General features: G+C 70.1%; 25 protein-coding genes and 2 tRNA genes. 8 read left to right on the forward strand and 19 right to left on the reverse strand.

What is annotated here, in order from left to right:
• Positions 1-31: 31 nt before the first annotated feature.
• From ACIBSW_RS06890 to ACIBSW_RS06930, 9 genes are all read right to left on the reverse strand, one after another.
• Positions 32-1,048, reverse strand: a complete 1,017-nt coding sequence (locus tag ACIBSW_RS06890) for a DNA (cytosine-5-)-methyltransferase (RefSeq protein WP_354718633.1) — start codon at positions 1,046-1,048, stop codon at positions 32-34.
• Positions 1,049-1,257: 209 nt separating this feature from the next.
• Positions 1,258-1,428, reverse strand: a complete 171-nt coding sequence (locus ACIBSW_RS06895) for a helix-turn-helix domain-containing protein (protein WP_354718634.1) — start codon at positions 1,426-1,428, stop codon at positions 1,258-1,260.
• Positions 1,425-2,066, reverse strand: coding sequence for a hypothetical protein (locus ACIBSW_RS06900; RefSeq protein ID WP_354718635.1), 642 nt, complete (start codon positions 2,064-2,066; stop codon positions 1,425-1,427). Before ACIBSW_RS06900 ends, ACIBSW_RS06895 begins: the two co-directional genes overlap by 4 nt.
• A gap of 36 nt (positions 2,067-2,102) precedes the next feature.
• Positions 2,103-3,251 carry a hypothetical protein gene (locus tag ACIBSW_RS06905; protein WP_354718636.1) on the reverse strand — a complete coding sequence of 383 codons (1,149 nt, stop codon included), beginning with the start codon at positions 3,249-3,251 and terminating at the stop codon, positions 2,103-2,105.
• 268 nt (positions 3,252-3,519) lie between these two features.
• Positions 3,520-3,741, reverse strand: a complete 222-nt coding sequence (locus tag ACIBSW_RS06910) for a hypothetical protein (RefSeq protein WP_354718637.1) — start codon at positions 3,739-3,741, stop codon at positions 3,520-3,522.
• 84 nt (positions 3,742-3,825) lie between these two features.
• Positions 3,826-4,113, reverse strand: coding sequence for a hypothetical protein (locus tag ACIBSW_RS06915; RefSeq protein WP_354718639.1), 288 nt, complete (start codon positions 4,111-4,113; stop codon positions 3,826-3,828).
• A gap of 177 nt (positions 4,114-4,290) precedes the next feature.
• Complete coding sequence (locus tag ACIBSW_RS06920; protein WP_354718640.1) at positions 4,291-4,668, reverse strand: hypothetical protein; 378 nt, start codon at positions 4,666-4,668, stop codon at positions 4,291-4,293.
• Positions 4,665-4,901: a helix-turn-helix domain-containing protein gene (locus tag ACIBSW_RS06925; RefSeq protein WP_354718642.1), complete on the reverse strand. Its 237-nt coding sequence runs from the start codon at positions 4,899-4,901 to the stop codon at positions 4,665-4,667. Before ACIBSW_RS06925 ends, ACIBSW_RS06920 begins: the two co-directional genes overlap by 4 nt.
• Positions 4,888-5,157, reverse strand: a complete 270-nt coding sequence (locus ACIBSW_RS06930) for a helix-turn-helix transcriptional regulator (protein WP_354718644.1) — start codon at positions 5,155-5,157, stop codon at positions 4,888-4,890. The genes ACIBSW_RS06925 and ACIBSW_RS06930 overlap by 14 nt, the downstream gene beginning before the upstream one ends.
• 206 nt (positions 5,158-5,363) lie before the next feature.
• Between ACIBSW_RS06930 and ACIBSW_RS06935 the strand changes: the two genes are divergently transcribed.
• The gene (locus ACIBSW_RS06935; RefSeq protein ID WP_354718646.1) at positions 5,364-5,822 is read left to right on the forward strand and encodes a helix-turn-helix transcriptional regulator; all 459 of its coding nucleotides are present in this window, start codon (positions 5,364-5,366) and stop codon (positions 5,820-5,822) included.
• An 82-nt stretch (positions 5,823-5,904) separates the two neighbouring features.
• The gene (locus ACIBSW_RS06940; RefSeq protein ID WP_354718647.1) at positions 5,905-7,512 is read left to right on the forward strand and encodes a tyrosine-type recombinase/integrase; all 1,608 of its coding nucleotides are present in this window, start codon (positions 5,905-5,907) and stop codon (positions 7,510-7,512) included.
• A gap of 51 nt (positions 7,513-7,563) precedes the next feature.
• Here the strand turns inward: ACIBSW_RS06940 and ACIBSW_RS06945 are convergent.
• From ACIBSW_RS06945 to ACIBSW_RS06955, 3 genes are all read right to left on the reverse strand, one after another.
• Positions 7,564-7,636 (reverse strand) — tRNA-Arg (locus tag ACIBSW_RS06945).
• Between the two features lie 327 nt (positions 7,637-7,963).
• On the reverse strand, positions 7,964-9,226 hold the full coding sequence (locus tag ACIBSW_RS06950; RefSeq protein WP_354718648.1) for a calcium-binding protein: 1,263 nt from the start codon (positions 9,224-9,226) through the stop codon (positions 7,964-7,966).
• A 449-nt stretch (positions 9,227-9,675) separates the two neighbouring features.
• A tRNA-Ser gene (locus ACIBSW_RS06955) sits at positions 9,676-9,766 on the reverse strand.
• Between the two features lie 164 nt (positions 9,767-9,930).
• Here ACIBSW_RS06955 and ACIBSW_RS06960 point away from each other — a divergent pair.
• On the forward strand, positions 9,931-11,256 hold the full coding sequence (locus ACIBSW_RS06960) for a hypothetical protein (RefSeq protein ID WP_354718650.1): 1,326 nt from the start codon (positions 9,931-9,933) through the stop codon (positions 11,254-11,256).
• Here the strand turns inward: ACIBSW_RS06960 and ACIBSW_RS06965 are convergent.
• Positions 11,217-11,990: a type II CAAX endopeptidase family protein gene (locus tag ACIBSW_RS06965; RefSeq protein ID WP_354718651.1), complete on the reverse strand. Its 774-nt coding sequence runs from the start codon at positions 11,988-11,990 to the stop codon at positions 11,217-11,219. The genes ACIBSW_RS06960 and ACIBSW_RS06965 overlap by 40 nt on opposite strands.
• A gap of 156 nt (positions 11,991-12,146) precedes the next feature.
• Between ACIBSW_RS06965 and ACIBSW_RS06970 the strand changes: the two genes are divergently transcribed.
• The gene (locus ACIBSW_RS06970; RefSeq protein WP_354718652.1) at positions 12,147-13,256 is read left to right on the forward strand and encodes a globin domain-containing protein; all 1,110 of its coding nucleotides are present in this window, start codon (positions 12,147-12,149) and stop codon (positions 13,254-13,256) included.
• Here the strand turns inward: ACIBSW_RS06970 and ACIBSW_RS06975 are convergent, their stop codons facing one another.
• Positions 13,257-14,798: a peptide deformylase gene (locus tag ACIBSW_RS06975; RefSeq protein ID WP_354718654.1), complete on the reverse strand. Its 1,542-nt coding sequence runs from the start codon at positions 14,796-14,798 to the stop codon at positions 13,257-13,259.
• A 400-nt stretch (positions 14,799-15,198) separates the two neighbouring features.
• Between ACIBSW_RS06975 and ACIBSW_RS06980 the strand changes: the two genes are divergently transcribed.
• Positions 15,199-15,921, forward strand: coding sequence for an IucA/IucC family C-terminal-domain containing protein (locus ACIBSW_RS06980; RefSeq protein ID WP_354718704.1), 723 nt, complete (start codon positions 15,199-15,201; stop codon positions 15,919-15,921).
• Positions 15,922-15,940: 19 nt separating this feature from the next.
• Here the strand turns inward: ACIBSW_RS06980 and ACIBSW_RS06985 are convergent, their stop codons facing one another.
• Positions 15,941-17,908, reverse strand: a complete 1,968-nt coding sequence (locus ACIBSW_RS06985) for a hypothetical protein (RefSeq protein ID WP_404799237.1) — start codon at positions 17,906-17,908, stop codon at positions 15,941-15,943.
• Between the two features lie 266 nt (positions 17,909-18,174).
• Here ACIBSW_RS06985 and ACIBSW_RS06990 point away from each other — a divergent pair, with 266 nt between their 5' ends.
• Entirely contained in the window at positions 18,175-18,888 is a 714-nt protein-coding gene (locus ACIBSW_RS06990; protein ID WP_354718658.1) for a class I SAM-dependent methyltransferase, read from the forward strand.
• A gap of 61 nt (positions 18,889-18,949) precedes the next feature.
• Here ACIBSW_RS06990 and ACIBSW_RS06995 read toward each other — a convergent pair whose 3' ends face one another.
• The 3 genes from ACIBSW_RS06995 to ACIBSW_RS07005 all read right to left on the reverse strand — a co-directional run bounded on the left by ACIBSW_RS06995 (position 18,950) and on the right by ACIBSW_RS07005 (position 21,299).
• On the reverse strand, positions 18,950-19,480 hold the full coding sequence (locus ACIBSW_RS06995; RefSeq protein ID WP_354718660.1) for a YbhB/YbcL family Raf kinase inhibitor-like protein: 531 nt from the start codon (positions 19,478-19,480) through the stop codon (positions 18,950-18,952).
• Positions 19,481-19,791: 311 nt separating this feature from the next.
• A complete protein-coding gene (locus tag ACIBSW_RS07000; protein WP_354718662.1) occupies positions 19,792-20,433 on the reverse strand; it encodes a GNAT family protein in 642 nt (213 codons plus the stop codon).
• A gap of 44 nt (positions 20,434-20,477) precedes the next feature.
• Entirely contained in the window at positions 20,478-21,299 is an 822-nt protein-coding gene (locus tag ACIBSW_RS07005; protein ID WP_354718663.1) for an NlpC/P60 family protein, read from the reverse strand.
• Between the two features lie 280 nt (positions 21,300-21,579).
• Between ACIBSW_RS07005 and ACIBSW_RS07010 the strand changes: the two genes are divergently transcribed.
• Both ACIBSW_RS07010 and ACIBSW_RS07015 read left to right on the forward strand, forming a co-directional pair.
• Positions 21,580-21,849, forward strand: coding sequence for a YciI family protein (locus tag ACIBSW_RS07010; protein ID WP_354718665.1), 270 nt, complete (start codon positions 21,580-21,582; stop codon positions 21,847-21,849).
• Complete coding sequence (locus ACIBSW_RS07015; RefSeq protein ID WP_354718706.1) at positions 21,837-23,024, forward strand: sigma-70 family RNA polymerase sigma factor; 1,188 nt, start codon at positions 21,837-21,839, stop codon at positions 23,022-23,024. Before ACIBSW_RS07010 ends, ACIBSW_RS07015 begins: the two co-directional genes overlap by 13 nt.
• Before the next feature lie 31 nt (positions 23,025-23,055).
• Here ACIBSW_RS07015 and ACIBSW_RS07020 read toward each other — a convergent pair whose 3' ends face one another.
• The gene (locus ACIBSW_RS07020; protein WP_354718667.1) at positions 23,056-23,844 is read right to left on the reverse strand and encodes a TIGR02452 family protein; all 789 of its coding nucleotides are present in this window, start codon (positions 23,842-23,844) and stop codon (positions 23,056-23,058) included.
• Between the last annotated feature and the right edge of the window lie 3 nt (positions 23,845-23,847).

Below are 23,847 nucleotides of genomic sequence, written 5' to 3' on the forward strand. Positions count from 1 at the left end.
TCGCGTCTGGCCGACGCCGCTGTCATCCCGGTCAGCGCGGCGCGGCGTCCAGGTCGAGCAGGTGCCGGATGGCGAGCGCGGCCTGTTGCGGGACGACACCGTTGCCGAGCATCCGGCGCATGTGCCCGGAGGTCAGGCCGGGGGTGTCGGTGACCCAGCCGGCGGGCAGGCCCATCATCCATTCGGCGAACCGCGGGTCGAGGCAGCCGTTGCCTCGACCGTTCACGGCGACGGGGTGGGGTGCGGGTCGTCCGAGGATGGCTTCCCATCGGGCGATGGTCGGGGCGTACTGCTGCCATCGGGGGTCGAGAACGCGGGCAGCAGCCGCACGGCGATCGACAGGGTCGGGCTGAACCGCTTGCCGTGTCGTTCCTGCCGAGCTCGCCACGCTTCGATGCGTTCGCTGTCGCCGAAGTTCGAGGCGGTCGGGGTGGGAAGTAGCGGGCCAAGCGGCGATGAAGACGCGGGCTCGCTGATGTGGTGCGCCGACGGTGGAGGCGCGAACGCTAGTCCACCGTGCGTCGTACCCAAGATCGGCCAGGTCTCCGAGTACGGCTTCGATGGCGCGAAGGGGTCGAAGTCCGTCCACGCGCCGGACGGGTCCCAGCGCGCGAACGGTGGCTGGTGCGGTGTAGAGGCCACGGACGTTCTCCACGATCACGAGTTGGGGGCGCAGGGCGCCGATGGCGCGGGCGAACTCGGTCCACAGTCCCGAGCGGGATTTCTCCGTGATGCCGGCGCGGCCGTTGGTGATACCACCGCCGAATGACACGTCCTGGCAGGGAAAGCCACCGGCGAGGATGTCGACGCCGGGAACGGCCGACCAGTCGACGGCGCCGATGTCGCCGAGGTTCGCCGCGTCGGGCCAGTGCCGGCGCAGGACTCGCACCGCGGCGGTTTCGATCTCGGCGTGCCACGCGGTGTCGACGTCGAAGACGTCGGCGACGGCCAGGTCGAGACCGCCGTAGCCGGAGAACAGAGAGCCGAGCAGCATCGCGCCGCACCTCCCGTATCGGTGAAAGGGGTGCGGGGGCCGCGCGTCGTCCACGAGGTCGCCGCTGTCGGCCGACTCGTCGTGTGTGTGGGTGCCCGGTGCGACCGGGACGTCGGCGGCCCGCGCAGCGGGGCGGGAAGGAAAGCCGGCGGGGAGGCGGGAACGAGAAAGCCCCGCGGGCCGAATCGGCTCTCGCGGGGGTCTCGTGGATCTGTCAGTGAGTAGATTTCACCAACGTGGGACTTACGATCTCCCATACGGTCCTATCTGGTCAATGCCTTGATCGTGTGCTCTACGTCACCAGGGTGGTAGTAGGTGCGTCCGTGGTGGACGATGCGGCGCCAGCCGTGGCGGTGGGCGAGGCGATAGACCGCGGGGACTTTGCGGCCGAGCAGGGCGGCGGCCTCGTCGGCGGACAGGTAGCGGGCGCTCATGCGGCGGCCTGCATCTGCCGGCGCAGCGCCGGCCACTGGGTCATCGGCCACTCGTGTGCGGGGTCGGTGTCGCACAGGGCCTCGGAGGGGATGACGGCGTCCGGGTCGCGCACGATCGCGGCGACCGTGCCCGCGCACCCGGGGCGCGGGCACCGGCCGAGTTCCACGCGCCGGGCGGGCTTGTGGAACACGGCGCGTACGGCCTCGGAGCGCGCCTGTGCGATCTCGTCGGCGGCGTCGCCGGCGGCCGGGTAGGCGGCGAGCCAGTCGACGTGGTTGCCGAGGAATCGGGCGAGCGGGCGGGCGGCGCGCCGGGGTGGGGTGACGCGGCGGTGGTAGGTGACCAGCGCGGCCCACTCGGCGAGCACCGGCACGATCTCGGTGCGGGCGTAGGCGGTGCGCACGTTGAGGGGCAGGCTCCGTTGCGGGGTGCCGGATACGGCCGGGCCGCCGCCGGCGCCGGCGGGGAGGTTCGCGTCGAGTTCGGGCCACAGCTCGTCGACGCGGCGCAGGTCGCGGGCGAGCCCGTCGCGGCAGGGCCAGCACAGCAGCAGGCCGGGCGCGGCCGGGCGCGGTTCGATCTCGCCGGTGTCCGGGTTGCGGGCGCAGCGCGGCGACTCGCACAGGTGGGCAGGCACGGGTTCCTCCTTGCAAGGGGTGTGCGCGCGGGAAGGTCAGGTGGGTTGTTGGCGGCGGCGTCCTCGGCGGGCCCTGGGTGAGCGGGGGCGGATGTCCGTAGAGGGGTGTGAGGAGGTGGGCTCCCGTCCCGTCCCTACCCGTCCCGGTGATCCAGGTTCCGGAGACCGCCGATTCGCCGGATTGGCCAATCGCCGTTGATCTTGATGTTGTGGCTGGTCGGGCGGTGTCCCGCTGGGTGCGGGGTCGCGTGCGCCGGACGGCGCTTTCGTGCTCGCGGTGGTGCTGGTGGTGTCGGTGCCGCGTGGTCCCGCCGGGTGCGGAGTCGCGTCCGGGCCGCTCGGGCTGGGTGCCGGGGCGGTGCCGGTGGTGCGGCGCGGGGTCCGGCTGGCGGCCGGGTCGCCGGTGGGTGTGTCGGTGGCGGTGTCCCGCGGGGTGCGGGGTCGCCGGGTCGTGCTGGTGGTGCTGGTCGCGGTGTCCGGCGGGGTGCCGGGTCGCGGGGTGCGGGAGCGGCGGACGCGGTGCCCGTGCTCGCGCAGCATGGTGGCCGTTTTCAGGCCGTAGAACGGCGTTGCGGGTGCCGGCCGGGGCGGACACCAATCGTCCGCGTCGGCCTTGTTCGATCGGCGGGCGTTGCAGGCGTGGCAGGCGACGCGCAGGTCGTCGGGGCTGGTCGCGGCCTGCCCTGCGATGCGGTGGTCGTAGGTGCCGCCGCGGCCGCCGCGCTGGTCGCCCCAGACCACGATGACGCCGCAGTAGCGGCAGGCGTCGCCGTCACGCAGCCGCACCGCAATGGTCAGGTTCGGGTTGGAGTTGTCGCGCTTGCGCTGCCGCTCCCACTCGAGTTCGTCCTTGAGCCTGATGTGCACGAGGTTGGTGGGGTCGTCGACCAGGCGCCAGGCCGGGCCGCCCTCGTCGAGGTCGACCGGGGTCAGGTAGCCGGCGCGCTCCATGAGCGTCGCCCAGTGCCGCCAGTTGTCGCCGGCGGTGCTGGCGAGCACGCCGGCGGTGATGACGTAGTCGGTGAGGTAGCCGGCGGACTGCACGGCGCAGCGGGTGAAGATGCCGAGCAGCAGGTTGACCACGTCAGCCTGCGTCCATGCCGGCGGGTGCCAGTTCTCGAAGGCGGTCGCGGCGAGCACGGCCGGGTGGTGCGCGGCGGTGTCGCTGAACTTCGCCCACGGCATCAGCCACCACCGACCAACGACAGGTGACCACGGCGGACGCGGGCGCGGCGGCCGGCGCCGGACGCGGCGAACTCGCGGGTAGCTTCCCGCTCGGCGCAGACCTTATGGCACAGCGCCCCGGCGCAGTCGTGCAACGTCGTGGGCCGTCCGCACGCCCGGCACGGTCCCGGGCGGGCCGCCGACCGGTGGTTAGACCAGTCCATGAACACCTCGCCGCGATACATGACCGGCGGCGCGTGTTCGCAAGCCGTACGGACACGACGGCGCCTCATCCGAGGCCCCCGCGCCGCGGTGCGAATCGCTCTCGGACCAGGTCGTCGAGGCCGGGCCGGTCGGTGTCGGGCACGCTGGCGGCCAGCAGCATGACGAGGTGCTCCAGCTCGGCGCGGTCGAGGCGCGCGAGGCCGTCGAGCACGATGTCGGGGTTGCCCTGTCGGATAGCGCTGACGAGTCGGTGACCGTAGGCAGCCAGCCGGTCAGCCGTGATCATGGTGCGTTCCCCCGTCCGGAGATAGGTGAAGCTGCGGCACCGCCGCCGGTCGTCGAGGACAGGCCCGACGACCGGCGGCGATCACTACGGCCGCGCGCGGGAACGGTCAGCCGGCGGCAGTGCGCGTTCGAGCAGGAGGACGGCGGCGAGCTGCGACACCACGGCAGTGCCGGTGATCGCTGCGCGCAGGTGCTCGGAAGGCACACCGCGCAGCGCCACTCGGGCGCAGTCGACGTGTCCTTGCGCTGCCTCGGTCACCGCGAACTCGATAGCGGCGTGGGGTGCGGCGTCAGGGCCGATGATGCTGGCCAGTACCGCGGCCAGTCCCCGCGAGGTCTGGTCGGTGCCCGTTTGGTCGGTGGTGTGGGACATGGGCGCTCCTGTCGTTGAGGCCGTCGGGAGGTGCGCCGGGCGTCGTTGCCGCGGCGGGGTGGGAGGGGTCGACGCTGGCGAGTAGGTGGTTGATTCGGTCGTTGGCTTCCGCTAGAGAGATCGCGGCGCCGACCAGGCTGAGCGTGAGGAGCACGGCGACGACAACGAGTAGGTCGCTCATGTCGCCCCCGCGACGACAGGCGCCGGAACGAGCGTGCGGACCAGGCCAGGGCGGCGGACGAGTCGGCCGGCGGCGACCAGGCCGTCGACGTGGTAGGCCACCGTGGACACCGCCAGGTCGGTAGCCGCGGCGAGCTCGCGCACGGTTGGCGGGTAGCCGTGGCGGTCGTGATGGGCGACGACAGCCGAAAACACGCGCTCGCGGCTTGACCTCGGTACGGATGCCGGCGGCGAGGCATCGGGGGTCGCCCGCACAGGGTTGGGCGGGCAAGCGGGTGCCAGGCGCCCGGCGGGCCGGCCGCTGGAACGTGTCGTAAGCACCGAGGATCGCTCGCATCGAACAGGCGAAGCCGCGGTGGCGGCGTCGACGCTCATGCCGTCTCCACAGGGCCGGGCGCGGCCCCCGCGCGGTTCGGGGCGATGTCGCGGGTCAGCCCGTCGACGTACGCGCTGAGGTCCGTCAGCCGCACGCGGCGACAGCGACCGACTTTCACGCTGGGCAGTTCACCGGCGGCGATCAGCTTCTTCGTGTAGCTCGGGCTGAGCTTCAGTTGAGCTGCGGTCTCCGCCACCGTCAGCATCAACTCCGGCAACTCACGGACGCTCATCAGGCACCTCACGAACGAGCTGGCTGAGCTCGACGTCGAGGCGTCGCGCCACGCTGCGCAACGCATCGAGCGAAGGGGTGACGGTGCCGGTGCGCCACCGGTAGAGGCTCGCCCGCGAGATGCCGGCGACGGCGCAGCGCTCCTGATCGGTGCGAGCGCCGAGCGCCCGCGTCCGGGAACGGAAAAGATCTTCATTGAGGACAACGTGGGACGTCTCGTATCCAACACTCCTGAGTACCGCTCGCGTCAGGCCCATGTCGCCCACCGTAAAGTCTCTTAGGTGCAACATCAAGTGAGCTTCGCCGCTGTTGCTAGCGTGGATCAGCCGCTACTGTCTCACGTATGAGACTCCTGCTACACGCTGCACCCAATACCGAGACCGAGGAGACCCCCTTGACCGAGCGCGCGAAGGTTTCACGGGTGAGACACGCGGACCCTGTGACCAGCGGCTATGGTGTCGCCATGCGCGACGACGTGACCCCCGAAGGCGCTGCCTTCGCCGAGCTGCTCCGTACTGCGCGCAAAGACGCCGGATTTCTTCAGGAAGATGTGATCCAGCGCTCAGGTGTCAGCCGATCCACCTACCTGCGGTGGGAGGCCGGCGACGGAGTACGCCCAGACCTGAGATACGTACGCAAGGTGTGCCAGGTGCTCGGCATCAATCCTCGCCGCGCCGCCATCGCGCTCGGCCTCGTCACCCCCGCAGAGCTAGACCTCGCACCCAACGAATCCGAGTACGACCCGATGGTGGTCGAGATCAACCGGGTACTCGCCGACGCATCGGTACCCGATGCCGCGCGGGCCGCGTTACGGCACACGCTCGAAGCTGCCATGAACCTGTGGCGCACGGCAGTCACCATGCCCGAACCCCACGAACCACGCGGCGCCGATCTCACCCGGCGACGCAGCACCCGGGGTTAACCCCTCGCGGCCTCACGGCCGCCGCATTTTCAAGCGCAGCGACGTAACGCGCAATCCCTCTTTGTCCACTTTGGAGTGACCGGTGGGACGACCACGCAAGACCATCCCTGAACTTGATTCAATGGTAGAGATTTTCCTCGGCGCCGACGGCGATTATCACGCATACGTGCCCGTCGGGACGCTTCCTAATGGGAAGGTCGATCGACGCCACCGACAAGGAAAAACGGAAGACGCCGTTCGGGCGAAAGTGCGTGAGCTGCAAAAGGGCATGGTTGCCGGTGAGGTGACCAAGCCAGGACGCGTTCCGCTGCTATCGGAGTTTCTGACGGACTGGCTGGCCAACCCCGCTGCCGAGTGGCGGTACAACACGAAGGAAGGTTCGTACGGCTGGGCGGTAAACAAGTGGCTTATCCCTGGCCTCGGGTGGTGGCGCCTCGACCTGCTCGCGGCAGAGACCATCGAAGACTTTCTTCGCTCCATCGCCCGGGATGCAGACGATGACACCGACGACGGCCTTGCCTCGGCGAGCGTGCATTCGGTGTTTCGGGTGCTGCGCGCAGCACTCAACGATGCCGTACGACGCAAGGACATCAAGCGCAATCCCATGGATTTCATGACCTGGCGACCCAAGCTTGTCGAGCAAGAAGTCACGCCGCTATTCGTTGAGGAAGTCAAGGAAATTCTTCGGGTATGCGAGCACCGCCGCAATGGGACGCGCTGGTCGATCGGGCTGCCGCTGGGGCTGCGCCAAGGTGAAGCGCTCGGCCTGCCGTGGATGCGTCCGGTGAAGTCGACACGGGACAAGCCCATGGGTCTCGACCTCACGGGTTGGCTCGTCGTGCGTCGCAAGGCTGAACGCCGCAAATGGGAACACGGCTGTACCGACCTGGTGGCATGTGCTCGCCCGCACTGCCGTACGACACCGTGCCCTCCGCGGTGGCAACACGGCTGCGGCAAGGAGCCGGCCGACTGCACGAAGCAACGCGTCGACCGGTGCCCGCAGCGCCGTCCGCGGCCGGGCTGCGCCACCCACCGCGACCCGGATTCGTGCGCCAAGGTCTGCAAGCCTGAATGCACCGACCACGCCCGACTGTGCCCGAAGAAGCGGGGCGGCGGCATCGTGTTCACCGACACCAAGAGCGACGCCGGCAACCGCCGCGTTGCGCTGGCCCCCCAGATGACCGAACGCGCTGCCCGGCACAAGCGCCAGCAGGACCAGGAGCGCGAGGCCGCTGGTGAGCTATGGGAAGACTTCGGCCTGGTTTGGTGCCAGCCCAACGGGCGCCCCATCGACGCACGCGCCGACTGGGAGGACTGGAAAGCGCTCCTGAAAGAGGCCGGCGTCCGCGATGCACGCGTGCACGACGGACGGCACACCGCCGCCACCATGCTGCTCTTGCAAGGCATCGACGAGCAGACCGTGATGGCCGTCATGGGCTGGTCGGACCGGCGGATGCTACGCCGTTACCAGCACGTCATTGACGAGCTCCGCGAGGAGGCATCGAAGCGGGTCGGTGCGCTGTTGTGGGGCGAGCCCGAGAAGCCTGCCAAGAAGAAGAAGAGCAAGGCGAAGAAGGCCAAGAAGCAGGCCAAAGAGAAGAAGGTCGATCAAGCCGTGGCGAGTTTTGCAACGGATCTTGCAACGGACGATGGCCTAGCCAAGATCATCCCGTTCCGGCGACCTGCGTAACTCGATACAAAAACGGCCTCCCACCTGCGGTGGGAGGCCGTTTCTTGTCTGTGCGCCCGAAGGGACTCGAACCCCTAACCTTCTGATCCGTAGTCAGATGCTCTATCCATTGAGCTACGGGCGCTCACATAACTACTCTCCGTGCTGGCGCGTGAGGATGCGTCCAGGGGGTCGCGGTTACGTTTCCGCTGGTCCAGGCGTTTTGGCGCGCTGAACCATCTAGGCGACGACTCTAGCATGCCGCCGAGGCGAACCCTCGCGCCGGTGGGCGACGCCACGTCTGCCCGCCTCAGCGCACGCGGAACGCGCTTCTCCGGCCGCAGTCGCCGCCCTGGAGCCCGCTCGCCGAGACCGCGGCGGCGACCCGCGTGAACGGAACAGCGGGGGCGTACCGCGGGCTGAATGCTCCCGCTGGTACGCCCCCGCTGTCGGGACGTTCAGTAGCGCGTTGTTACCGGGCCGACAGGGCGGTGGTCGCCCGGATCTTGGCCTCGACCGCGTCCTTGACCGTGGCGGCGGCCGACGCCGAGGACACCGAGCGGGCGCCGGCGGCGGCGAGGTTGCTGAACTCGCAGTTGACCGGGCTGCCCGCCGCCATCACGATGCAGGTGTCGCCGAGGATCTCGGTGCCGCCATCGAGGGTGTCGAGCGCCGTGTCGCTGCCGATCGGCGTGCCGTCGTCGAGGACGTCCTCGCCGATGAGGATGTCGTCGGCCTCGTTACCGAAGAGGGCGTCGTCGCCGTCCAGGCCGAAGAGGATGTCGTCGTCGAGTCCGCCGTTCATCCGGTCGTTGCCGGCGTCGCCGAGGAAGACGTCGTTGCCGGCCTCGCCCGAGAAGGTGTCGTTGCCGACCTCACCGACCGAGAGGTCGTTGCCGGCGCCGCCGAAGATCCGGTCGTCGCCGGTGCCGCCGGCCACCTGGTCGTTGCCCGCGTCGCCGTAGAGCGCGTCGTTGCCCGCGTCGCCCCAGATCGAGTCGTCGTCCGCGCCGCCACGGATGACGTCGTTGCCGGCTTCGCCGGAGATCTCGTCCTTGCCCGCGTCGCCGTAGATGGTGTCGACGTCGGAGCCGCCCCAGATGTCGTCGACTCCAGCGCCGCCGGCGATCCGGTCGGCGCCGGTGCCACCGAGGAGCAGGTCGTTGCCGGCGTCGCCGTAGAGCTTGTCGGCGCCCGAGCCCGCGTCGACGCGGTCGTTACCGGTGTAGCCGTAGATGGTGTCGTTGCCGGACTCGCCGAAGATCGTGTCGTTGCCGGCCTTGCCGTACAGCTTGTCGTTGCCGGAACCGCCCTGCAGCTGGTCCTTGCCGGAGCCGCCGGTCAGGGTGTCGTTGCCCGAGCCGCCGTCGGTGAGCAGGTACACGGAGGTCTTGTTGGTGACCCAGTCGTTCTTGTCGCCGAGCGCGACGCTGAGCTTGGTCACCTTCTTCTTCGTCGTGCACTTGACCTTGGTCTTGTCGCCCTTGACCGCCTTGCAGCCCTTGCCGGCCTTGATGGCGACCTTGTCGTTCAGGGTGACCGTGCGGCCGGAGATGGTGATGGTCAGGCCGTTGCTCTTACCCTTCAGGGCGTTGAACTGCACAGTGGACGACCCGACCACCTTCGCCAGGCCCGCCGACGCCGCCTGCGCGGGCATGGCGAACAGGGCGGTGGAGGCGACGGCCGCGGCGGTGACGCCGATACCGGCAAGCGCCTTGCGGTGGAACACGGACATGTGGAAACCCCCCGTGGTTGGCGTGCGCTGATCGACGATCATCGTACGTGAGGGGCGCTCGCCTAAGAGTCCCGATGGGACGGTAACGACTCGTCCTTTCGGCCAGAAAATGAGGCACCCGGAGCCGTCGTCCATGGAGCGTCAACCTCGCGTCGATGACGGACGAACCCACGTGCCGTGCGGCCACGCACAAGGCTCCAGATCGGATCCGCGCAAATCACTGCGAGACGGTCCGCAAAGGATGCGGAAAGATCACCTTCAGTAGTTGACCAAAACCTGCGAGTAGTGGCTATGGCCGCGCGGACACCGTCGCCACCCAGCGAGCGGGACTGGACGGATCAACTGACCCGCGATCGGACCGGGAGTCGGAACGCCCGCGATCGGATCGGGAAGCAGAAACGGCCGCGATCCGCGCTTCCGCGGGTCACGGCCGAGTTCGTGCGACAAAGCGGAGACTCCGGGATTCGAACCCGGGAGGGGCTATAAAACCCCAACCGCATTAGCAGTGCGGCGCCATAGACCGGACTAGGCGAAGTCTCCCCGGTGGCGTGCAAGCCACCGCCGGTTGAGGATACCGGACTGCCCTGGCGCCCGGCAAAGAGGTTGCCACTCGGCCGCGCCGCGCCTCGAAATTCGAAGGAATCGACCGACCGTACCCGCTTCCAGCAGGTGAAACGGCCGACTCCAGGCTAGGCTGCCACGGCATGGAGGAGAATGAGCAGCCGCAGCGCCGCCAGCGGACGCCGAACCCCGCGTTCAGCACGCCTGAACAGCCGACTCCTCAGAGCAAGCCGGCGAAGGCACCCCCGGCGGTGACCTTCCGGCCACCGTCGGAGACCAAGAAGCCTTCCGGTACGCCCGCAGGCGCGAAGCTGCCCGCCAAGTCGGCGACGCGCCGACCCACGCCGGCCAAGCCGGACCCGGCGACCGCCGAGACGGCGGCGCCGCAGCCGCCTGCCAAGAAGGCGGCCAAGGCACAGCCCGCGGCCAAGTCATCGCCGCCGAGGGTCGAGGTGTCCGCGCCCACGCCACCGGTGGACGAGCCGGAGCAGGCTCCCAAGAAGGCACCTCCGGCGAAGGCTCAGCCGGCCAAGGCACAGCCCGCGAAAGCTCAGCCGGTAAAGGCGCAGAAGGCTCAGCCGGCGAAGGCCCAGCCCGCGAAGGTGGCCGCGCCGGCCAAGTCGGCCGCCGCGAAGGTGGCCACGCCGGCCAAGACGGCCGCTGCGAAGGTGGCGGCGACGGTCAAGGCGGCGGCCGCGGAGGTGGCACCGGCCGTCGTTGCACCGGACATGACCACCGTTCCCGACGAGGAGACGGCGGCGGCCACGCCCGCCCCCGATGCCCCGACCCTTCCGCGTCGCACCACACCGGCGACGGACAGCACGTCCGTTCCCCGCACCGAGGCCTGGGCGGCCCTCATCGCCGACCCCGGCCACTCGCCCGAGCTGCTCGCGCTCGCCGCCACCCAGACCATCGGCCCCCGCGCTCAGCGGTGGGCCCGCCGCACCCGCGACGCCTACCCGACCGCCACCGCGGACGGGCTCGCCCGGCTGGCGGTCGAGCAGGTCACCCGCTTCGGCGGCGTGAGCAGCCTCGTCGCGGCGGCGGCCGGCTCGTACGCCCCGGTCGCCCTGCTGGGCGCGGGCGCGTTCACGCAGGCCGAGCTGGCGTTGCACGTCGCCGCGGCGTACGGCCTCGATCCGACCGACCCCGAACGCGCCGCCGAGCTTCTCGTGCTCGCCCGGGTGTATCCCGGCCGGCAGGAGGCGGCGGCCGCGCTCGCCGTCGCGCAGGGCCACGGCCCCGAGAGCGCCGGGCTGACCGAGGCGAACCGGCGGCTGGGCGGCAGGCTCGCCGTGAAGGCCGGCGGGTGGGCCGCGATCCGGGTAGTCAACCGCTACTTCCCCGGCGCCGCCGTGCTCGCCGCCGTCCTGGGCAGCCGGGGCGCGGCCGCGATGATGGCCGCGCGGGCCACCTTCTATTACCGGGGTCAGAGCCAGGTGAGCCAGCGGTCCGGCAGCAGCGTGTAGCCGACGAAGGCGACGACGTCGAGCAGGGTGTGCGCCACGATCAGCGGCATGACCCTCCCCTTGCGCAGGAAGAAGAGGGAGAACACCACGCCCATCACCGCGTTGCCGACGAAGGCGCCGAAGCCCTGGTACAGGTGGTAGGAGCCGCGGAGGACCGAGCTGGCGGCGACGATGTAGCCGAGCCGCCAGCCCAGCTCGCGTAGCCGGGTCACCAGGTAGCCGACCACGATCACCTCTTCGAGGATCGCGTTCTGCATCGCGGCGAGGATCAGCACCGGGACCGCCCACCAGACCGGCTGCAGCGCGGCCGGCACGATCTGCGCGTTCAGCCCGAGCTGCGCCGCCGCGTACACCAGAAGCAGGCCGGGCAGCCCGATGGCCGCCGCGAGCGCGACGCCCCAGCCGGCGTCGCCGGCGGGCCGGCGGAGGTCGATGCCGAGCGTGCGGGCCGGGTCCAGGCGGTCGCGGCTGAGGAGATAGAGAACCAGCAGCACCGGTACGAGCGCGAAGAAGATCCCCAGCAGCTGGTACGTCAGGTCGAGGTAGATCCGCGGCGACCGGGACTGGTTCAGCACCGCCGCCTGCTGGGAGAGCGGCGGGCCCGCGGTCAGCTTCGCCACCAGTGACACGACCGCATAGACGGCCGAATGACCGAGCGACAGCAGCAGCACGATCGCTATCTCCCAGCGGAGCTGGTAGCGGGTTGCCGGGGTGCGATCGAGGGCTGCCGTCACGTCGACCACTCTAGGATCGTCAGCCCTTCGAGTGATACCGAGTAGGCACATTCGGACCTATCGGGGCAAGCGACGCGCCGCGCAGTGCCAATTCTGCGGCATGGATCGCACTTTCCGTGCGATGCGTAACCGTCTGATCTGCCCAGTCTGATGGACATGGGAGACCTCGCGCGTTTGCTCAAGGAGAGCTGGAGCCTCGTCGAGGAGTATCAAGACAAGGTCGCCGGCTATTTCTACGCGCGAATCTTCCTGTCGCACCCGGATCTGCGGGACCTCTTCCCGGTCCACATGGACGTGCAGCGATCCCGGTTGCTCAACGCGATCGTCACCGCCGTGCAGACCCTGGAGGATCCGGAGAAGTTCGACGACTACCTTCGCGGGCTCGGCCGCGACCACCGCAAGTTCCACGTGGAACCGGAGCACTACGAGGTTGTCGGAGGGGCTTTGATCGAGGCGATGCGGCATTTCGCGGGCGAGCAGTGGGGCGTCGAGTACGACCAGGCGTGGGCGGACGCGTACGCGGTGATCGCCGCCAAGATGCTCTCCGGCGCGGAGGCGGACACCAACCCGCCGTACTGGTATGCGGAGGTGATGTCCCACGAGCGGCGGGCCAAGGACATCGCGGTCTTCACGGTCATGCCGATGCATCCGCTCGAGTACCGCGCGGGCCAGTACCTGAGCATCGAGTGCCCGCGGTTCCAGCCGCGGCTCTGGCGGACGTACTCGCCGGCGAACGCGCCGCGCCGCGACAACACGATCGAGTTCCACGTCCGCGCGGTCGGCGCCGGCTGGGTGTCCAGCGCCCTGGTCCGCCGCCTCGAGGTCGGCGACATGATCCGGCTGGCCGCGCCGATGGGCTCGATGAACCTGGACCGCCGCTCGACCCGGGACGCGGTCTTCGTGGCCGGCGGCACCGGCCTCGCCCCGATCAAGTCCCTGCTCGAGGAGCTGACCCGGTACAACCGGACCCGCTGGGTGCACGTCTTCTTCGGCGCGCGGACCCGCGAGGACCTCTACGACCTGGCCGAGCTCAACCGGCTGGCCGCCCGCTACCCCTGGCTGTCCGTGGTGACCGCGTGCAGCGACGACCCGACCTTCCCCGGCGAGCAGGGCAACATCTCCGAGGTCGTGGCGCGCTACGGGCCGTGGAACGAGCACGACTTCTTCGTCTCGGGCTCCGGCTCGATGGTCAAGGCGACCCTGAAGACCCTGTCGGAGCTGCAGGTCCCGTCCGTCCGGATCAAGTACGACAGCTTCTCCGACTAGCTAATAGCTCCAGGGCTGGCCGGACTGGCGGTACTCCTCGACCGGCACGAGGTGGGCGCCCGCCGCCATCCGGTCCACGTACAGGCGGCCCTCGAGGTGGTCGATCTCGTGACTGACCAGGCGGGCCATCGCGCGCTCGAAGGAGGTGATCACCCGGGTCCCGTCGTACCGGGCGTGCTCGACGTCGACCCGCAGCGGCCGGACGACCAGGCCGCGGTAGTCGAAGAAGGAGAGGCAGCCCTCGTACTGCTCGTCGGTCTCGCTCGACTCGTCGACGACCCGCGGGTTCAGCAGCACGACCGGCTCCGGGCCGCGCTCGGGCGGGCGTACCACGGCGGCGGCAACCGCCAGGCCGATCTGCGGCGCGGCCAGCCCGACGCCCTTGCTGAAGTCGTGCAGGCCCTCGAGCCGTTCGAGGATCGCCCGCAGGCCGGCGACCGCCTCGCGGGAGGCGGCCTCCTCCCGGGGCAGCTGGAAGTGCCGGGCGCGCTGGCGGAGCAGGTCCGCACCGCGCTGCACGATGCCTATTCCACGCATCCGCTGGCTCGCTCTCAGCTCGTGACCGTTGAGTTCGGGCTTGGGGACTCCTTCGTCCGGGGTGGTCGGTGCGGCTTCTCCGCGGAACCGCCATTCGAGGCGGTAGCGGGCGTTGAGCAGTGGCGCGTCGGTGGACCATTCGAAGACCGCGCGCTGGTCGTCGTAGTGGCGTTCCGGCGGCGTGCGGACCGGGGTCTCGGCGGCCAGCGAGGTCTCGACGCCCCAGACCTGCGGCTCGAACTCGGCCGGGAAGTCGAGGCGCACGGTGAGGTTGCGGGTGGGCAGGCGGACGGCCCGCTGGAACCACTGGCCCCACTTCTCCTCGCCGACGCTGTACGCGTACTCGATGGCGGTCCGCTCGCCGGGGTAGAGGGGGAACTGGCCGTGTTCGTTCTGGAAGAGCAGCCAGACCTCCTTGGCCGCGTCGCGGTCCAGCTTGAGCCGCCACTGCATCCGCTCGGGCGTGTCGCCGTCGCCGGCGACCGCGCGCAGGTCCATCTCCTCGAAGCTGAGCGGGTGCTGCCGGTGGTGCCGGTTGGAGCCGGCCGGGTCGTTCGGGTACCGGTCGACCGCGATCTTGACGAGGTATCGGGTCACCGGCTCGACTCCGGCGTTGTACAGCGCGCGCCGGATCACACACCGGTACGCGTGGTTGGTGTACGTGAGCTCGGCGATCTCCTGCTCGACGATCAGGCCGGTGCCAGGCGGCATCCACTGCGCGGGCACGGGTGGGTCCCGGTGCAGCACGGGGCCGCGGGCGTGCCGCAGTTCGTCGTACTCCTGGAAGCGTTGCCAGATCGCCCCGCCGGCGGCGAGGACCGCCTCCGCGCGCCTCGCGAAGTCCTCGGTCGGCTTGTGCCGTCGTCCCTCGACGTGACTGACGTACGACGGATCGAAGCCCATGCGCGCCGCGAGCTGCTTCTTCGTCATCCCGCGCTCGACCCGCCACTGCGCGAGTGCCGACACGAAGTGGTCGGCAGCCCTCTCGACAGGCGAGGTGGTCATCACGGATGTCCCCTTTGCGACAGGAATTTCAGTGTCCAGTCTTGAGGTGTTCGTAAGGGGTTAGTAGCGCGTTGCCGACAGATACCTTGACGAAACCGGCAACGTCGCAACGCTCGGTCAGGTCACCGTCGCAGGGGGTATTTACCCGAAAAGCACCTGCCCGGGGGCGGGTAAACCGGCATTTTGCTCGCGTGGTTAGGTTAGCCTTAACAAGGTACGGTGGACCGTCCCGAGGACCCGACGACGCGTGGCGAGGTGCAGTGGTGATCCGGCAACAGCAGCCGCTCAGCCCCGGCCGGGACGACGACCGCCGGTGACCACCGCCCTGGATCGCGCCCTCGCGGGTCACCCCACCGACATCGACCGGGCGCTCGCGCCGGTGACCGCGACGCTGCGCGCCATGTTCGGCACCAGCACGGAGCTTCCCGGGCTCGCGCCGGACCTGCTGGTCGACGACCCGGCCGGCTGGCTGCCCGCCGCACACCTCCGCGGCGCCGGCCTGGCGACCCTGCTGGACCGGTCGCGGGGGCGCTGGCAGGCGCAGCCGCACGCCGCGGCCGCGCTCGCGTGGAAGTCGTACACCTACTGGCTGGCCCTGCCGGCCGTGCTCGGCTGGGCCTCGGCGCGCCGGGTCCCGCTGCTGACCGGCGAGGACGTGCTCCTGCACTTCGCCGACCCGCGACCGCTGGTCACGCTCGGCCTGCGCGGGAACGTCACGGTGGCGGTGCTGCCGTCCGATCCGCTGGCGCTCGGCGGCCTCCGGCAGGTGCGGGTCGTCGCCGACGAGGCCGCGCTGCTCGAGGAGCTGCGCCGGTCGCTGCTGGACGAGCACCTGACGCCGCTGCTGGACGCGATCCACGCCAAGGTGCGGCTGGGCAAGCGGACGCTGCTGGGCTCGCTCGCCTCCGGGGTGGCCCACGCGGTGCTGCGCTCGGCGGACGCGCTGCCCGGCTCCTCGGCGGAGACCATCGCCACGCTGCTCGGCGCCCTCGGCGTCGACGACCTGATCGAGTTGGTGCCGGACCGGACCGGCCGCCTGGCCGTGCAGCGCAAGACCTGCTGCCTGGCCTTCACCCTGCCGCAGCCCAAGGTGTGCACGGGCTGCTGCATCAAGCCCGCCTGACGCCGGCCTTCCTACCTATCTACTGCGCGGCCTTCTGCGCGTCCACGAGGTTGCGGACGTCCCAGATCCAGGCGCCGCCCGTCCAGGTCGGCTGGAAGCCCAGCAGGTCGGTCATCGTGCGCAGCATCTCGATGTCCCGGACCTGCGGGGTGAGCACGACCACGCCGGCCTTCCAGTAGCGCAGGTCGGCCAGGGTCATCTCGCGCCGGGTCTCGGTGATCTCCGGGATCGGGTTGCCCTGCTTGATCGAGGCCATCAGGCCGCTCGTCGGCCGCCACGGCGGCGCGAACAGCGCCGAGCGGTCGGTCGGGTCCAGCGGGTTCTGGTTGGGCAGCAGCGCGTACGCGCTCGCGATCCGCATGTCCTGGCCCGTGTACGCGCTCCAGCGCAGCGGGTCCGGGTACGAGCTGTCGGGCAGCGGCAGGGCGACCAGCGTGTGGTCGTCGTCCACGTACTGCCGCCAGGCGCCCGAGGTCACGAAGTCGGGTACCGGGTCCATCGGGGTGGCGCGCACCGGGGTCGGCGCGAGCGGCACGAGCGCCATCGCGACCGCCGTGATCATCGCGACCCGCACCGGGCCGCGGGCGGCGGGTTGGGACTTCATCAGGTCCGACGCCCGCTGGCAGCCGAGCGCCAGGATGATCGCGACCAGCGGCGCGATCGCCAGCGCCCAGCGGGTGGGCACCGCCGAGTTCAGCACCGGGACGCTGTGCAGCAGCGACCAGAGGCCGGGAACGCCGGTGTCGACGCCGTTGAGCCGGATGCGCGGGCCGAGCGACATAGCGCCGAAGAGCAGCGCGATGCCGGCCACCGTCACCACGGCGACGTTGCGGCGCATCCAGGCGACCAGGCCGAAGAACAGGATGACGAGACCCCACCCGAAGAACGCGTTCTCCTCGGCGGCGTTCTGGGCGAGGCGGCCCGCGGTGATCGGGTTCCCGGCCACCGAGCGCTGGGCGTACGCGGTGAAGGAGCCGAGGTCGGCGCCGAAGTAACGAACGAACTCCGGCAACCCGTGGTAACTCTGCGGCCCGAAGAACTGCACGCAGAGGGGGTAGGCCAGCGCCGCCAGGGTGACGGCGGCCGTGACGCCGAGGCCGCGCAGGAACGTGGCGATCTCGGCGGGCCGGTCCCGGCGCCGGGAGATCGCCATGACCGCGCAGAAGATGCCGAGGCCGACCGCGGTCATGAAGAGGATCTCGAGGTTGATGAACGCCTGCCAGATCAGCAGGCCCGCGAGGATCAGCCCGTTACGGACGGCACGGCCCCGCGTACGCAGGGCGAGCGTGCGCCAGATGATCAGGGGCACCAGGAACTGGGAGACGATGTTCGGGTGGCCGCCGGCGTGCGAGATCATGCTCGGCGCGAACGTGGCGAACAGCGCGGCGACCCAGGCGGCGAGCCGGGAGCTGACGAACTGGCGCGACAGCACTAAATACCACGAGACGCCGGTAACCGCCAACGCGAGAGTAAGAAACGCGTTGAACGCCACATGCGGCCCGAACAGCGCAGTGATCGGCGTCATCGGCAGCGAAACGGCCAGCACCGAGGTGTTGGCCATCATGTTCACCCCATCGGGGTAATTCATGCGATCCGAGAAGAACGGATAAACGCCATCCGTGAGCACTCGGGCACCGTGCGCCAACATCCACTCAAAGAATGCCTGATCTTGCGGATCATCACGCAACTCATGATCAACATTGAGCCACAACGGGAAGGTGATGTAGATCGCTACCGCAATGAAGCTCGCTATAGCGAGAACGTCTCGCCTGGTGAGAGAGCGCCACCAACGGGGGCGCGGTGCAGCCTCAGGCTCACTCTCCGCAGCGGCGCCAACTGCGGGTATGACCGAGATGGGCGCGGTGGCGACCTGTGTTTCCAGGGCGAGCAGCTCAGCGTCCAGGTCGTCTGCGTCGGCCTCGTGGTTGGGCGGCAGAACGTTCCCGCCGGCCGACTGGCCCGTCGAGTCAATACCCGTAATCGTCATAGCATCGGCGAGCCTAACCGAGGTTGGTAACAGTGTTGTGACGGGTGGGGCAGGCGTGATCGAGCCGATATCTAGCCCTGTATTAGCGGTCGATGGCAGCACCCGTGCATGATGGGTATCGCCCGTGGGTACCCACAGGGCCAATGTCTCAATCAGGCTAATAATGAGCGGCCACCCCCTGCTCAACTTTCGGTTGCGCGCGGTGGATGGTTAACTCTTCCGGTCCCGCTGTCAGCTCGGATCGGCAAGACGAGGGAACCTTACTTATGGCAGACATCACTGGAGACCAGCGGATCCAGTCCGAAGTGCTCGAAGGCCTCGCCACGGCCGTGAACCACCGTCGTTGGTTCGTGGAGCTCGCGCTCCCGTACCTGGGCGACAACCCGATCGAGGTCGGGAGTGGTCTGGGCGACTATGCGCTCGAGTGGGCGGAGCGGGTGCCCCGCTTCACCGCGACCGAGGCGGACCCCGACCGGCTGGTGCTGCTCAAGGAGCGCCTCGCCGACCACCCCAACATCGACGTGCGGCAGATGCTGCTGCCGTCGCCCGACGCGGACGGCGAGTACAGCGCGGCCGTCTCCTACAACGTCCTCGAGCACATCGAGGACCACGTGGGCGCCCTGCGCAGCATGGCCGAGCTCGTCCGCCCCGGCGGCCGGATCATCCTGATCGTGCCGGCCTTCATGTTCGCGATGAGCCAGGTCGACATCGCGACCGGGCACATCCGCCGCTACACCAAGAAGACGATGCGGGCCGCCATGACCGAGGCGGGCCTGACCATCGAGAAGCTGCACTACGCGAACGCGCTGGGCCTCATCGGCTACTACGGCGCGACGAGCATCTTCAAGCTGGCCCCGAAGGAGGGCCCGATGGTCAAGGTCTACGACACCCTCGTGCTGCCGGTCACCAAGGCCGCCGAGAGCATCGTGAAGCCGCCGTTCGGGCAGTCGGTCTTCGTTGTCGCGAAGGTGCCCGGCTGATCCTGGCCAACTGACGAAAGCCCGCCGGATCCGAGATCCGGCGGGCTTCGTCGTGCAGCGGTCAGGCCCGCACCTGGTAGGTCGGGCGCAGGGTGGCCCGGGCCAGGGTGTGGAACGCCAGGTTGAAGCCGACGTAGGCGGGCGTGGCGTCCGCGCCGACCTCGAGGCGGTCGACGTCGAGCGCGTGCACGGCGAAGACGTAGCGGTGCGGGCGGTCGCCGGGCGGCGGGGCCGCGCCGCCGTAGCCGGTGTCGCCGTAGTCGTTGCGGACGGTGAACGCGCCGCCGGGCAACGGGTCGGCGCCGCGGGCGAGCTCGGTCACCGAGGCCGGCAGGTTGACCGCGACCCAGTGCCAGAAGCCGCTGCCCGTCGGCGCGTCCGGGTCGAAGCAGGTGACCACGAAGCCGCGGGTCTCGGCCGGGAAGCCGGACCAGGACAGCTGCGGTGAGAGATTCTTGCCGCCGACGCTGGTGTGCGCGTACAGCTCGTCGAGCGGGCGGCCGTCGGTCAGGTCCGCGCTCGTCAGCGTGAAGGCCGGGACCGGCGGCAGGATGTCGTAGGGATCCGGCGCTTCGGCTCGCTCCAGGCTCATGCTTGGTCGTCCTTCCAGATCATCCGGCGCCGGACGGCGCCTACACCTTCTCTTCCCCAGAGCTCCGAGCGTAACGGGGTGACGTGTCACACATCTTTCGCCCCGGTTGCCCCTCCCGATGCCAGAAATTCAGAAACGCACAGACGGTCCGCATACTCCAGCCCCGCCTGGGGAATGGTTATGTCAGACATCCGACCGGGTACGAAGGGCAGGAGATCCCCGCGCTCGGTCGCGATCGGTCGCCGTGAGGCGTCCAGCAAGTCGGCACCCGCCCATCGGGACGGGTGCCGACTGCTGCGTGCGTAGGCGTGTCAGAGGCCGAACAACGGCAGGCAGGGTTCGAGGCCCTCGATCCGGACGTCGACCGTGCGGGCGGCGGCCCAGCCCGCCCGGTCCAGCCGCAGCCGGCGCCCGACGACCGGCTCGCCGCGGACCAGATGCCGGGCGGTCCCGTCGTCGGTGTAGCCGAGCCGCCGCGACACGCGGTACGAGGCGACGTTGTCCGCGAACGCCTCCGAGGTGGCCCACTCGGCGCCGAGCCCGGTGAAGGCCAGGTCGAGCACGGCGGCCCGCATCTCGGTGCCGTACCCCTTGCCCTGGTACTCCCGGCCGAGCCACGAACCCGAGCCGACCTCGCGCAGGCCGGCGAAGTCCTTGGCGTCGATCGCCTGGGTGCCGATCACCTGCCCGTCGGCGACGGTCACGAAGTTCAGCGACCAGTCCTGCGGCGTCCACCGGCCCCACATGCTCCACTGCCACTGCAGCGTGTTGCGCGCCCGCTCCGCCGGGGTCCCGTCGGTCCACGGCACGGCGAACGGCTGCCGGTCCGGCTCGTGCACCCCCGCGGCGGCGGCCGCGGCGAGTCGCGCCAGGTCCTCCAGGCCCGGTACGCGCAGTTCGAGTCGCGGAGTGCGCAGCGTGAGCCCGAACAGCGGCCAGTACTCGGTGATCATGCCGTCGATTCTCGTGCCGGCAGCCACCGCGCGCGAACCAGATTTCAGAAGCGCTCGATGTGCAGGCCGCCGTAAAGCCGCCGATAAACGACGCCGGTACGCGGGTTGCCGGCGTCGATCATCATTCCGCCGCCCATGTAGATCCCCACGTGGCCCGGGCCGACGACGAGGTCGCCCGGACGCGCGTCGCTCCGGGAAATGGCACGGGCGCGGGCCGCCTGACCGCCCGATGAATGCGGCAGCCACAGGCCGGCACGGGCATACGCGCGCTTGGTGAATCCGGAGCAGTCGAACGAATTCGGACCGTCTCCGCCGCGCCGGTAGTTCTTGCCGAGCTGCGCGCGGGCGTACTCGATGACGGACGTCATCCGCACCCGGCCCCGGCCGGAGCCGAAGGACCGGGCGCTCTTGCGGTGGCGTTTGACGGTGGACCGCGTCTTCGCCGACCGGGTCCGGTCGGCGACCGCCGCGTCCGAGCGCCGCGGTGCGTCCCGGCGGTTTGTGGCCTCCCGGCGGTGTGCGGCCGCCCTACGCAGCTGTGTCTTCCGCGGCACCGCCCGGACCTTCCCCGTCTCCCAGGTTGCGGAGCGCTGCGCCGAGCGCGGCGCGAAGGTCATCGGCCGGTTCGCCGAGCGGTACGCCACCGAGCGGGAGACCCGCTGCATCGCGCGCTGGTCCAGGCGCTCTTGCTGTGCGGCCGTCGGCACGGTGAGCGGGGCATGGGCGATCTTGACCGTGAACTCGACGTTTGCGAGTACCGGCGAGCCGACCGCGAGCGCAAGAGCACTGGCGGCGAGGACGCGGCGGGTAGTCGGACGGGACAGCGAAGCCTCCGAGTTCGGCCCGGGGCACTCACGCGATCCCAATTCGGTACGGCCAACGGTGCCACCGTACCGGTTGTCACCCGTTGAGCGGCGACAATGGAAACCCAGGCAATTATGGTAATTCCGTCGATCATGCCAACACACATTCGCTGGGCCGTTGCACGGAACAGGAAAAATTGCTCCGGGCGATGTAGATCTGAGCGCAACCCGTTCGTATGACAAGTGAGCATTCCTCGAAAAGGGAGTCACCTTGAAGACGTACCTACTCAGCATCTTTCAACCCGACGGTCCGCCACCACCGCCGGAACGACTCGACCCGATCATGCGTGATCTTGCAGCCCTGAACCAGGAACTCGTTGACACCGGCGCGTTCGTGTTTTCCGCCGGGCTGTGCCCGCCGAGCACCGCCACCGTGGTCCGGCACGCCGAGGGCGAGGTGCTGCTGACCGACGGGCCTTTCATCGAGGGCAAGGAGCACCTCGGCGGCTTCACGGTGATCACGGCACCCGATCTCGACGCCGCGCTGAGCTGGGCGAGGCGCCTCGCGGCGGCGACGACCCTGCCGATCGAGGTTCGGCCATTACAACGCTGAGCGACGTGTTCCGGGCCGAGTACGGCCGCGCGGTCGCGGTGCTGACCCGCGTCCTCGGCGACCTCGACCTGGCCGAGGACGCCGTGCAGGAGGCGTTCGGCGTGGCGAGCGAGAGGTGGCCCGCCGACGGCGTGCCGCCGAGCCCAGCCGGCTGGATCATCACGACCGCCCGGAATCGGGCGATCGACCGGATGCGCCGCGAGTCGGCCCGCGGACCGAAGGAGGCGGAGGCCGCCATGCTGTTTTCGGTGGAACCGGTGGAGGAGGAGGTCGATCGGCTGCGGCTGATCTTCACCTGCTGTCATCCCGCGCTCGGCGAGGCGGCCCGGGTCGCGCTCACGCTGCGGCTGCTCGGCGGGCTCACCACGCCGGAGATCGCCCGCGCGTTCCTGGTGCCGGAGCCGACAATGGCGCAGCGCATCGTCCGCGCGAAGGGCAAGATCCGCGACGCCGGGATCCCGTACCGGATCCCTCCGCGTACCGAGCTGCCGGATCGGCTGCGGTCGGTCCTCGCGGTGATCTACCTGATCTTCAACGAGGGGTACGCGGCGAGCTCGGGCGCGGCGCTGGTCCGCGACGACCTGTGCGCGGAGGCGACACGGCTGGCCCGAATGCTCAGGACGCTGCTGCCCGACGATCCGGAGGTACGGGGCCTGCTCGCGTTGCTGCTGCTCATCGGCGCGCGCCGGGCGACCCGGACCAATGTGGACGGCGCGATGATCCGGCTGCGGGATCAGGACCGCTCGCGCTGGGATCCGGCGATGATCGCGGAGGGGCATGAGCTGGTGCGCGGCTGCGTGCGGCACGGCCGGCCCGGCCCGTATCAGCTGCAGGCGGCGATCAACGCGGTGCACAGCGCCGCGCGGGACGTGACGACCACCGACTGGGCGTCGATCCTGCAGCTGTACGACCAGCTGTTGCAGGTCGCGCCGACGCCCGTGGTGGCGTTGAACCGGGCGGTGGCGATGGCCGAGGTGGTCGGTCCGCGGGTCGCGCTCGCGGTGGTGGAGCGCCTCGACCTGCGGCGGTACTACCTGTTCCACGCGGTCCGCGCGGATCTGCTGCGGCGGCTGGGCCGCGAGCAGGAGGCTCAGGCGGCGTACGAGCTGGCCGCCGGGTTGACCGCCAACGAGGCGGAACGCTCGTTCCTGCTGGGTGCACGCGCCGGGCGTTAGCGCGCCTGCCCTCAGCGCGCCGCGCCTGGTCTCAGCGCGCCGCGCTGGCGAAGACGGCCTCGAAGGCGGCCCGGTTCGGGCCGAGGACCGCGAACACGACCTCGTCCATCGGCTGTCGCTCCAACGCCGCCGCGAAAGCCCCCGCCACGACCGCCGGGTCGTTGCCGAACACCCCGCAACCCCACGCGCCGAGGACGAGCCGGCGGTGCCCGTGCGCGGCGGCGACCGCCAGCACCCGCGCCGCTCGGCGGCGCAGGATCGCCGGAACCTCCGCGGCCAGGTGGGGCTGGCCGCGCCGGATCGCCGCCAGGTTCGGGGCGGCCGAGGTCAGAAACGTGACCGGGTACGCCTGCGTGAGCCACCCGCCCTTGTCGTCGCGGAACACGGGTACGCCGGGCGAGTAGATGACCCGATCGGTGTAGGTGAGTTCGGTCTGCGCCCGGTGATGTGCGTAGAAGTCGCCGGCCGCGCGCAGGCACGGGTACAGCCCCGAGCTGCGGGCGAGGCTCTCCTCCTGCGCCTGCGCACCGTTGAGGAAGCCGCCGCCCGGGTTGCGCGCCGAGGCGAAGACCAACGCGGCGACGTCGCCGCCGATTCTCCGCGCGGCCACCAGAGTGGACTCGCCGGTGACCTCGATCCGTGCCGCGGTCCCCCCGGACTCCCGCACGCCGGGCAGCTCGTCCTCGGGCAGGTAGAGACGGGTCCCGGCAACCGCGGGGCCGACGTCGACGCGCACCTGCTCGCCGTCGGGGCCGCGATACCGGCCCGACTCGGCCGCCGCGACGGTTTCCCGGGCGATGGCCCGCAATCTTGTACTCATGAT

Origin of the sequence: Actinoplanes sp. NPDC049668 (assembly GCF_044465445.1) — a bacterium.
Taxonomy (GTDB): Bacteria; Actinomycetota; Actinomycetes; order Mycobacteriales; family Micromonosporaceae; genus Actinoplanes.

Bases quoted from the DNA above. Each gene is read 5' to 3' on its own strand.
- ACIBSW_RS06895 (WP_354718634.1), bottom strand. From the start codon at position 1,428: ATGAGCGCCCGCTACCTGTCCGCCGACGAGGCCGCCGCCCTGCTCGGC.
- ACIBSW_RS06905 (WP_354718636.1), bottom strand. From the start codon at position 3,251: ATGCCGTGGGCGAAGTTCAGCGACACCGCCGCGCACCACCCGGCCGTG.
- ACIBSW_RS06910 (WP_354718637.1), bottom strand. From the start codon at position 3,741: ATGATCACGGCTGACCGGCTGGCTGCCTACGGTCACCGACTCGTCAGC.
- ACIBSW_RS06915 (WP_354718639.1), bottom strand. From the start codon at position 4,113: ATGTCCCACACCACCGACCAAACGGGCACCGACCAGACCTCGCGGGGA.
- ACIBSW_RS06920 (WP_354718640.1), bottom strand. From the start codon at position 4,668: ATGAGCGTCGACGCCGCCACCGCGGCTTCGCCTGTTCGATGCGAGCGA.
- ACIBSW_RS06925 (WP_354718642.1), bottom strand. From the start codon at position 4,901: ATGAGCGTCCGTGAGTTGCCGGAGTTGATGCTGACGGTGGCGGAGACC.
- ACIBSW_RS06930 (WP_354718644.1), bottom strand. From the start codon at position 5,157: ATGGGCCTGACGCGAGCGGTACTCAGGAGTGTTGGATACGAGACGTCC.
- ACIBSW_RS06935 (WP_354718646.1), top strand. From the start codon at position 5,364: ATGCGCGACGACGTGACCCCCGAAGGCGCTGCCTTCGCCGAGCTGCTC.
- ACIBSW_RS06950 (WP_354718648.1), bottom strand. From the start codon at position 9,226: ATGTCCGTGTTCCACCGCAAGGCGCTTGCCGGTATCGGCGTCACCGCC.
- ACIBSW_RS06960 (WP_354718650.1), top strand. From the start codon at position 9,931: ATGGAGGAGAATGAGCAGCCGCAGCGCCGCCAGCGGACGCCGAACCCC.
- ACIBSW_RS06970 (WP_354718652.1), top strand. From the start codon at position 12,147: ATGGGAGACCTCGCGCGTTTGCTCAAGGAGAGCTGGAGCCTCGTCGAG.
- ACIBSW_RS06975 (WP_354718654.1), bottom strand. From the start codon at position 14,798: ATGACCACCTCGCCTGTCGAGAGGGCTGCCGACCACTTCGTGTCGGCA.
- ACIBSW_RS06980 (WP_354718704.1), top strand. From the start codon at position 15,199: ATGTTCGGCACCAGCACGGAGCTTCCCGGGCTCGCGCCGGACCTGCTG.
- ACIBSW_RS06985 (WP_404799237.1), bottom strand. From the start codon at position 17,908: ATGACGATTACGGGTATTGACTCGACGGGCCAGTCGGCCGGCGGGAAC.
- ACIBSW_RS06990 (WP_354718658.1), top strand. From the start codon at position 18,175: ATGGCAGACATCACTGGAGACCAGCGGATCCAGTCCGAAGTGCTCGAA.
- ACIBSW_RS06995 (WP_354718660.1), bottom strand. From the start codon at position 19,480: ATGAGCCTGGAGCGAGCCGAAGCGCCGGATCCCTACGACATCCTGCCG.
- ACIBSW_RS07000 (WP_354718662.1), bottom strand. From the start codon at position 20,433: ATGATCACCGAGTACTGGCCGCTGTTCGGGCTCACGCTGCGCACTCCG.
- ACIBSW_RS07010 (WP_354718665.1), top strand. From the start codon at position 21,580: ATGCGTGATCTTGCAGCCCTGAACCAGGAACTCGTTGACACCGGCGCG.
- ACIBSW_RS07020 (WP_354718667.1), bottom strand. From the start codon at position 23,844: ATGAGTACAAGATTGCGGGCCATCGCCCGGGAAACCGTCGCGGCGGCC.